The sequence below is a fragment of the Candidatus Methanoperedens sp. genome (assembly GCA_027460535.1).
Lineage (GTDB): Archaea > Halobacteriota > Methanosarcinia > Methanosarcinales > Methanoperedenaceae > Methanoperedens.
Genome location: JAPZAR010000027.1, coordinates 296,554 through 302,553, shown reverse-complemented (window position 1 = coordinate 302,553; position 6,000 = coordinate 296,554). Strand labels below are relative to the sequence as shown.

General features: G+C 44.1%; 15 protein-coding genes. 11 read left to right on the top strand and 4 right to left on the bottom strand.

The annotated features are described in order from the left end of the window. From O8C65_13010 to O8C65_12980, 7 genes are all read left to right on the top strand, one after another. Window positions 1-201, top strand: a 201-nt coding sequence (locus tag O8C65_13010) for an IS1 family transposase (protein MCZ7357842.1), incomplete at its 5' end; no start/stop codon positions are given. Between the two features lie 327 nt (window positions 202-528). Continuing rightward, window positions 529-690: a hypothetical protein gene (locus tag O8C65_13005; GenBank protein MCZ7357841.1), complete on the top strand. Its 162-nt coding sequence runs from the start codon at window positions 529-531 to the stop codon at window positions 688-690. A gap of 195 nt (window positions 691-885) precedes the next feature. Further along, on the top strand, window positions 886-1,389 hold the full coding sequence (locus O8C65_13000; protein ID MCZ7357840.1) for a BglII/BstYI family type II restriction endonuclease: 504 nt from the start codon (window positions 886-888) through the stop codon (window positions 1,387-1,389). Between the two features lie 55 nt (window positions 1,390-1,444). Then, window positions 1,445-1,627, top strand: a complete 183-nt coding sequence (locus O8C65_12995) for a hypothetical protein (protein MCZ7357839.1) — start codon at window positions 1,445-1,447, stop codon at window positions 1,625-1,627. Window positions 1,628-1,935: 308 nt separating this feature from the next. Further along, complete coding sequence (locus O8C65_12990) at window positions 1,936-2,124, top strand: hypothetical protein (GenBank protein MCZ7357838.1); 189 nt, start codon at window positions 1,936-1,938, stop codon at window positions 2,122-2,124. A gap of 81 nt (window positions 2,125-2,205) precedes the next feature. Beyond that, entirely contained in the window at window positions 2,206-2,511 is a 306-nt protein-coding gene (locus O8C65_12985; GenBank protein MCZ7357837.1) for a class I SAM-dependent methyltransferase, read from the top strand. Next, window positions 2,495-2,839, top strand: coding sequence for a DNA methyltransferase (locus O8C65_12980; GenBank protein MCZ7357836.1), 345 nt, complete (start codon window positions 2,495-2,497; stop codon window positions 2,837-2,839). The genes O8C65_12985 and O8C65_12980 overlap by 17 nt, the downstream gene beginning before the upstream one ends. A gap of 79 nt (window positions 2,840-2,918) precedes the next feature. Here the strand turns inward: O8C65_12980 and O8C65_12975 are convergent, their stop codons facing one another. The 3 genes from O8C65_12975 to O8C65_12965 all read right to left on the bottom strand — a co-directional run bounded on the left by O8C65_12975 (window position 2,919) and on the right by O8C65_12965 (window position 4,154). Further along, on the bottom strand, window positions 2,919-3,362 hold the full coding sequence (locus O8C65_12975; protein ID MCZ7357835.1) for a PIN domain-containing protein: 444 nt from the start codon (window positions 3,360-3,362) through the stop codon (window positions 2,919-2,921). Further along, complete coding sequence (locus O8C65_12970; GenBank protein ID MCZ7357834.1) at window positions 3,349-3,648, bottom strand: DUF104 domain-containing protein; 300 nt, start codon at window positions 3,646-3,648, stop codon at window positions 3,349-3,351. The genes O8C65_12975 and O8C65_12970 overlap by 14 nt, the downstream gene beginning before the upstream one ends. A gap of 218 nt (window positions 3,649-3,866) precedes the next feature. Further along, entirely contained in the window at window positions 3,867-4,154 is a 288-nt protein-coding gene (locus O8C65_12965) for a hypothetical protein (protein MCZ7357833.1), read from the bottom strand. A gap of 110 nt (window positions 4,155-4,264) precedes the next feature. Between O8C65_12965 and O8C65_12960 the strand changes: the two genes are divergently transcribed. The 4 genes from O8C65_12960 (at window position 4,265) to O8C65_12945 (ending at window position 5,559) form a co-directional block, all read left to right on the top strand. Continuing rightward, window positions 4,265-4,777: a DNA methyltransferase gene (locus O8C65_12960; GenBank protein MCZ7357832.1), complete on the top strand. Its 513-nt coding sequence runs from the start codon at window positions 4,265-4,267 to the stop codon at window positions 4,775-4,777. Window positions 4,778-4,983: 206 nt separating this feature from the next. Further along, the gene (locus O8C65_12955; GenBank protein ID MCZ7357831.1) at window positions 4,984-5,208 is read left to right on the top strand and encodes a DUF433 domain-containing protein; all 225 of its coding nucleotides are present in this window, start codon (window positions 4,984-4,986) and stop codon (window positions 5,206-5,208) included. Then, window positions 5,205-5,309, top strand: coding sequence for a DUF5615 family PIN-like protein (locus O8C65_12950; GenBank protein MCZ7357830.1), 105 nt, complete (start codon window positions 5,205-5,207; stop codon window positions 5,307-5,309). Before O8C65_12955 ends, O8C65_12950 begins: the two co-directional genes overlap by 4 nt. Next, on the top strand, window positions 5,272-5,559 hold the full coding sequence (locus O8C65_12945; protein ID MCZ7357829.1) for a DUF5615 family PIN-like protein: 288 nt from the start codon (window positions 5,272-5,274) through the stop codon (window positions 5,557-5,559). The genes O8C65_12950 and O8C65_12945 overlap by 38 nt, the downstream gene beginning before the upstream one ends. Before the next feature lie 87 nt (window positions 5,560-5,646). Here the strand turns inward: O8C65_12945 and O8C65_12940 are convergent, their stop codons facing one another. Continuing rightward, entirely contained in the window at window positions 5,647-5,973 is a 327-nt protein-coding gene (locus tag O8C65_12940) for a hypothetical protein (GenBank protein ID MCZ7357828.1), read from the bottom strand. Window positions 5,974-6,000: the final 27 nt, after the last annotated feature.

Sequence of the window (6,000 nt, the reverse complement as noted above, 5' to 3'; positions counted from 1 at the left end):
GCGTATTCTATCGGAAAATGGACTCAGGAAACCTGCAAAGAAATGATCGAAAAACTCTTCTCAAGAGTGGAACTCCCATTCCCAAATAATAAAATCCAGATTTTTTCAGATGGAAACGATGATTATGTATTCACTCTTCTTGAATACTATGCTGACACTTGTATTGATTATGGTCAAATTGTGAAAATTAGAGAAAACTGAAGAGTAGTTGACAAAAGAAAAAGAACAATCTTCGGAAATCCTGATACGGAAGATATTGAAACTACCAATATTGAGAATTTCAATGGAATCATGAGAGAACGTGTCGGAAGGCTGGTTAGAAAAACAAAGTGCTATTCTAAAAAGAAATCACGGCTCAGAAATGCAACGGAACTCATTCAATTCCATTGGAACTTTATGGATACGATACACGATAATTTAACACCTGCTATGATTGAATCGCTCTCAGATGGTATTTGGAATTGGGACGATTTTTTATTATTTCATTATGCGGTATAAATTAGGACATTGGGAAAACTTTTTATAATCTTGCCTATTGATAAAATGGGCAAGTTTGATAAAGAGATCGGACGCAGTCTTTTCAGAGATATAAAAGGGATTTGCAGGGCAAGAACTTATGAACTGCTCATCAATCTCTACACTCTGGCGAAGGAGCATAATTTACAAAAGATTGAATTCTTTGGTGAGTAAAGGGCAGCGAAATTTTTGATTTTCTTAATACATATTGTGGTAATGAGATTATCTAGTCACTATATTCTGTATTTTGCGATATCCAGATTTTCCTATAATCCGGCGAGGGAGTTCAAAAAAGATACCAAACATATGTACATATTGTACAGAAATTGATATTTTTGATTGATCCGTTTTTAAATATATAACTGAATCATGAAATTTAAGAAAGAGTATTTTTTTTGCAGTCCGCGCTTACTTCGTAATGTCGATGAAGTACAAGAAATATTTTCATGCATAGATTCTGTAAAATGGAAGCCTGAATTCGAAATTCAGCAAAACGGCACCGAGTATAAACATCAAACAGCATACAATAAAGCATTTGATGCTGAATTTTTCAAATATAATTGGCAGCCACAACCTGTGCTTTATGAAAATCCAAAATTAATAGGAGACTATCAAAAGAATGATGTTTTTGTAGAGATTCAATTTGGAAACAGTGCAACCATCTATCGTGATTATTATAAATTTCATTTTGGATTGACAAAAAATCTTCTTTCTTTGGCAGTCTTGATTGTTCCCACAACACCAAAAGAGTTTTTCCCAACTCGCCCTGCTAGCGTAAATAATATGGCTGAATTCGACTTTGCATATCGATATTTTAAATTGTTGCCAATTCCTGTCCCAATACTCTTGTTAGGTTTGCTTCCAGAAAATTAGATGATGTGCATTATGTACAGTAAATAAATTATGTACATGAAATTACTAAGAAAGCATGGGTAAAAAATTCACTGTAAAAGCCCGCACTCATCACGGTACAGATTCTCTGGATATTACAATACCTACACAGGTTTGCAAAGAAAATAAAATAAATGAGGGGGATGTTTTTTCTTTGGAAATTACTAATGAAGGAAAATTAACCATATTAAAATATACGAGAATCTTTGAAAATAAATAATGCATTAATGATCTTAAATCGGATTTTTTAATTATAACTTACTTACACCTTACTTCCAACTTAATTATATTCACATAATTAGATCATATTAATTTATATATTAGTAATCATATCAATATCGATCCTTGTTCGAGATCACAAGGACTGACTACAAACATTTCCTCCAATCCCACACGGAAGTGGAAATCGGGGAAACAAAAATAAAACTCCAGCCGAAGTGGACGATCTCAAATTTTGCCCCCTCCACCTTCACCCCCGAAACCACCACAGTCTGGTCCTTCCCCGACCGCGGCGACTGGGCCACGCACGTGGGGAATTACAGGGGCAACTGGTCGCCATACATCCCGCGCAACCTCATTTTGCGCTATACACAGCCCGGCGAGCATGTGCTTGACCGTAAGCGGGAATCCACGTATGCCCTGCGGGCATATCGCGCAGCGATATCCACGTATGGCGGAGCCATACGTGTGTGCGACGTCAACTGGCGCAACGGTTGACGTGTCTGCGCCCTCCCGAGGCGCGACTCGGGATGATGGGCTCAGGCACAACTCTGGTGGAATGCAAGCTCCTGGCGCCCCGTGGGTGTGGATATCAACCCGGATGCTGTCATGGTGGCGCGCAACAGGCTGGATTTTGTTTACAAGCCGCTGGATGCCGAGTATAAAGTACCTGAGATCAGGACATACACGGGAGACGCGCGCTCGCTTGACCTGATAGAGAGCGAGTCCGTTGACCTCATCGCCACCCACCCTCCCTATGCCAGCATCATCCCCTATTCCCATGATCGCGAGGGCGACCTTTTTATCAAACGAGGGGTATGCAAAGCATACCCCAACACTGCGCAAGCCGAAGTTTCGGCTTTCAAGCGTGCACAACATCGCTGAGTTTGCCGAGGAGATGCGGAAAGTCGCGCTTGAATGCATGCGCGTGCTCAAGCCCAATAAGCACTGCGCCATCCTGATAGGCGATACGCGGCGCAACAAGCATTTCGTGCCCATCACGCCGCGGGTGCTGATGAGCTTTCTTGAGGCAGGGCTCATCCTGCGCGAGGATATAATCAAGCTGCAGTGGAAGATGAAGAGCACAAGGGAGAAGTGGTTCGGGAAAAAATATGACTTCTATCTGATAGGGCATGAGCACCTCTATGTGTTCAGGAAGCCGGATGCGGGGGAGAGGGTGACGAGGTTCAGGGAGAGCATGAAGTGGTGGTAGGCGTTTCAGATGTTATTCTCACCTTCCCCTAACACCCCCCGGACTCCAGTGTCTGCTCAATCCATACAATGACTTTTAATTATAATTCAATAAGCTCTATGAAATCCAAATTTTTTAAATCGCTGTCAAAAGATGCAACCCTGGATATTCCATAGGCTCTGCATGTCGCAGCGATCAAAGCATCATTCGGAAGAAGGTTATATTTTCCCATAATATCCATCATTTCAAAGTATCTCGCATCGGGTAGTACTTCGCAATCAATGGCTTTTATCAATTTTATAAAAACAAGCGCATTGTCAAATGCTTCCTGGAAAATATCTGGTTTCTTGAGATGATCAATAGCATCGTAGTGTTTTAAATCGTATCTATTGACAACGTATTGTTTCATTAAAATATATATAACTTCATTTACAATAATATCACAAATAACCGCTTTGTCTTTAGCGTTTTTCAAAAAATCATGCGCTTTTGCATCACCTTCAAGAAAATGTTTCAGGAAAACAGACGAATCAATGAGTATCATACATTTCATATCTCATTTTCTTATTGTATTTTCCTTTGAATATTCCAGAAGTTTCTCTCAAAATATTTTCCACTTTCCGTATGCGTATCTCTATTATCTTGCCTTCATATGGTTCGATCTTTTTTAAAGGTTTAAGAACCCCGTTGTCATAAATTGCATCAATTATCTCTGCTTCCGTCATTATGAACTCCTTATGGTTTTGCGATTTGTTATTATAAGATCTTATATTATTTTTATTTATCCTGTATTGTGTATATTCTTTTTCCTGCTGCATAACGATTACCATTCACTAAGCTTGAAGATGCCGATAAGGGTAGATTTTTCGCCCCCTCCACCTTCACCCCAGAAACCACCAAGGTCTGGAGCTTCTCCGACCGCTGCGACTGGGCGACGCACGTTGGGAACTACAGGGGCAACTGGTCCCCCTACATCCCGCGCAACCTCATCCTGCGCTATACCCAGCCCGGCGAGCTTGTGCTGGACCAGATGGCCGGCATGGGGGGATTACCTCCTATGTAACAGCAAATCTGCGTTCATCATGCCGAAACCCTGCGGGTTCTCAGACCGAAACCTAACGGTTCTCGACTCCCAAACAACACGTATGCCCTGAAGGCATACGTGGACGCGCCCTCCCGAGGCGCGACTCGGGAGGCTCGTGACTCTGGGCGCCTTCATCTGCGGTTTTTTTTCCAAAATACCGCATTTTTTCAGGAAGCTTTGATGGAATGCAAACTCCTGGCGCCCCGTGGGCGTGGATATCAATCCTGATGCTGTCATGGTGGCGCGCAACATGCTGGATTTTGTTTACATGCCGCTCGATTCAGAGTATCAGACGCATGAGATAAAAAACCACAGAGAGCACGGAGGACACAGAGATAAAACAACATCTCTCTGTGAACTCTGTGTCCTCTGTGGTTGATTCTTTGCTACTTTCTCTGTACTCCAGCATCATCCCCTATTCCCATGACCGCGAGGGCGACCTCTCAAAAACCTTTAGGAAATGTTTATCAAACGAGGGGTATGCAGAGCATACCCCAACACTGCGCAAGCCGAAGTTTCGGCTTTCGAGCGTGCACAGCATCGCCGAGTTCGATCGGGAGATGCGCCTCGTCGCCGGTGAGTGCATGCGCGTCCTGAAGCCCAACAAGCACTGCGCCATCCTGATTGGCGATACGCGGCGCAACAAGCATTTCGTGCCCATTACGCCGAGGGTGCTCATGAGCTTCCTTGAGGCGGGATTCATATTGCGCGAGGATATCATCAAGCTCCAGTGGAAGATGAAGAGCACGAGGGAGAAGTGGTTCGGGAAGAAGTATGACTTCTATCTCATCGGACATGAGCATCTCTATGTTTTCAGGAAACCGGATAAGGATGAGAGGGTGACGAGGTTCAGGGAGAGCATGAAGTGGTGGTAGGCGAAAAACAGCGGGGACATCGTTGTCGTACTCTCTTCCGCTTTCAAATCTGACGCAAACTAAAAGTCGCCCTGCACGTGACGTTGCAGAGTTGCAAAAGAACCATAATAATATAAATGTGAATTCACCATATCTAACACGATAATATCATCCCTCACCCGGTGCTTCAAACCATTCAGCTAAAGAGGTGCAAAATGCAGAAAAAATTGATTGTATCCGACCCCAAAGTAATGATGGGCAAACCTGTCATCGCAGGAACCCGCATCACTGTGGAGCTGATCCTGGAAAAGCTTTCCGCAGGCGAAACGGTGGAACAGATATTGGAGGCTCATCCACGGCTGACGCGCGAAGCGATAAGAGCGGCTCTTGCATTTGCTGCACAAGCTTTACGCGCTGATGTGGTGTACCCGGTCGCTGAGGCGGTCTCGTGAATTTTCTGGTCGATGAGAACGTAGACAGACAAATCGTTGAGCGTCTCCGGTTGATGGGACATAATGTGCAGTACGTTGCCAACGAATGCAGGGATTTCTGACGATGAAGTGCTTGAAATGGCTAATGAGAAAACTGTGCTGCTGTTAACGGCTGATAAAGACTTTGGTGAGCTTGTTTTTCGTCAGCGGCGCATAACCAGTGGAGTTGTGCTAATCCGATTGGCAGGGCTTTCTCCTACCCGGAAAGCGGAGATAGTGGTTTCTGCCATAAAGAAGCATGGAACAGAACTTAAACAATCATTTTCAGTGATAACTCCAGGAGCCGTCCGAATACGTCACGAGATCGGATAAAATGCAAAGACGTTTTCGCTATAGCTTGAAACAATATGCGGCGCCTTTTTTTGATGATGTTAATAATGCTTGATATTATTGGGTTTATCAAAGCTTGAAAATAGGGATGAGGGCTTTCGCCCCCACCACCGAGGCGCGACTCGGGGCGTTCATCTTGCGGTTCTTTATTTCATATACGGCGCCGCCCTTCGGGCGGGTTGCTGCATGAGCTTCTAATGAAATAATAACATTTACTTCAAAAAATTGGTGAAAGCTAATAATTTCTGGAGACAGTGTTATAAATCTGCGTTCATCATGCCGAAACCCTGCGGGTTCTCGACTCCGCGCCCACGTATGCCTGCGGGCATACGTGTACACGCCCTCCAGAGGCGTGACTCTGGGCGCCTTCATCTGCGGTTTGTCATTTTCATTCACGGCTCCCCCTTTGAGCCCTCCAGAGGC

Coding starts and splice junctions, on each gene's coding strand:
- O8C65_13000 (MCZ7357840.1), top strand. CDS start 886: ATGAAATTTAAGAAAGAGTATTTTTTTTGCAGTCCGCGCTTACTTCGT.
- O8C65_12995 (MCZ7357839.1), top strand. CDS start 1,445: ATGGGTAAAAAATTCACTGTAAAAGCCCGCACTCATCACGGTACAGAT.
- O8C65_12975 (MCZ7357835.1), bottom strand. CDS start 3,362: ATGATACTCATTGATTCGTCTGTTTTCCTGAAACATTTTCTTGAAGGT.
- O8C65_12970 (MCZ7357834.1), bottom strand. CDS start 3,648: ATGGTAATCGTTATGCAGCAGGAAAAAGAATATACACAATACAGGATA.
- O8C65_12965 (MCZ7357833.1), bottom strand. CDS start 4,154: ATGTTGCGCGCCACCATGACAGCATCAGGATTGATATCCACGCCCACG.
- O8C65_12945 (MCZ7357829.1), top strand. CDS start 5,272: ATGTGCAGTACGTTGCCAACGAATGCAGGGATTTCTGACGATGAAGTG.